We start from the raw sequence: 1364 nt of genomic DNA, 5'->3' as shown, positions 1-1364 counted from the left end.
GATGATGTCCCAGGGAGTGGTGTAGCTTCGGCGCTCGCCGTGCCTTCCGGACAGAGCCGGGAATGGGTCAGCCCGCCACTGGCAGGCTGATGAGCGGATCATCGCTCATTGTGGCGATGGTCTCAAGGGTCATGTAGCGGGAACGCTGGACGGCCCATTCGTCGTTCTGTTCGAGCAGCAACGCGCCGACGAGTCTGACGATGGCGTCATCATTTGGGAATATGCCGACAACCTCGGTTCGGCGCTTGATCTCGCCGTTCAGTCGCTCGATAGGGTTGGTGCTGTGCAGCTTGGTCCAGTGCTGACGGGGAAAGGTCATGTAGGCCAGCACGTCTTCTTCGGCGCTGTCCATGAGCGTTGCGAGCTTCGGTACTTTCGGCCTGATCTGATCGGCGACATTGCGCCATTGCTGGCTGGCCGCCTCCGGCGTGTCCTGGGCGAATGCCGTGGCGATGAAGGCAGAGACCACCCGTCGGCCGCTCTTTCCGGCATGGGCGAGCGCATTGCGCATGAAGTGGACCCGGCATCGCTGCCAGGTCGCGGAGAGAACCTTCGAAACGGCGGCCTTGATGCCCTCATGCGCATCGGAGACGACCAGCTTGACGCCGCGCAAACCCCGCCGCGTTAGCTTGCGCAGGAACTCCGTCCAGATCGGCTCGGCCTCGGACGTGCCGATTTCCATACCCAGGACCTCGCGCCGACCGTCGGTATTGACGGCCACGGCGATGATCACGGCGACGGACACGATGCGACCGCCGCGGCGGACCTTCAGATACGTGGCATCGATCCACAGATAGGGCCAATCACCCTCAATGGGTCTTTCGAGGAAGGCCTTCACCTTGTCGTCGATCTCCTCGCACAGGCGGGAGACCTGGCTTTTGGAGATGCCGCTCATGCCCATCGCCTTGACCAGATCATCGACCGAGCGGGTCGAAACGCCCTGGATGTAGGCTTCTTGAATGACGGCGGTCAGAGCCTTCTCGGCCATGCGGCGCGGCTCGAGGAAGCTTGGAAAGTAACTGCCAGTGCGCAGCTTCGGGATGCGCAGTTCCACAGTCCCGGCCCGGGTCTCCCAGTCCCGGTCACGGTAGCCGTTGCGCTGGGCAAGACGGAACACGTTCTTCTCGCCAAAGCTCGCGCCGGTCTTCGCACCGACCTCCAGCTCCATAAGCTTCTCGGCGGCAAACCCGATCATCTCGCGAAGCAAATCGGCGTCGGCACTCTTCTCAACAAGCGAGCGCAGGTTCATCATCTCGTCGGTCATCGGTGGTCTTTCCATCAGGTTGGTCTTTGACAAACCGACCCTACCGGAAAAACACTGATGGCCACCGCTAACCTGCTACACCACTCCCTGGGACATCATC

The 1364-nt window shown here is 61.7% G+C and carries 1 protein-coding gene; it reads right to left on the bottom strand.

What is annotated here, in order from left to right:
• Positions 1–67: 67 nt before the first annotated feature.
• On the bottom strand, positions 68–1264 hold the full coding sequence (locus OCK02_RS26090) for an IS256 family transposase (protein ID WP_263815560.1): 1197 nt from the start codon (positions 1262–1264) through the stop codon (positions 68–70).
• Positions 1265–1364 lie beyond the last annotated feature (100 nt).

This window comes from Rhizobium sp. TRM96647, assembly GCF_025780115.1.
Taxonomy (GTDB): Bacteria; Pseudomonadota; Alphaproteobacteria; order Rhizobiales; family Rhizobiaceae; genus Mycoplana.
The sequence above is the reverse complement of the archived record's forward strand: the minus strand, read 5'-3'. Positions and strand labels throughout refer to the sequence as shown.

Bases quoted from the DNA above. Each gene is read 5' to 3' on its own strand.
- OCK02_RS26090 (WP_263815560.1), bottom strand. From the start codon at position 1,264: ATGACCGACGAGATGATGAACCTGCGCTCGCTTGTTGAGAAGAGTGCC.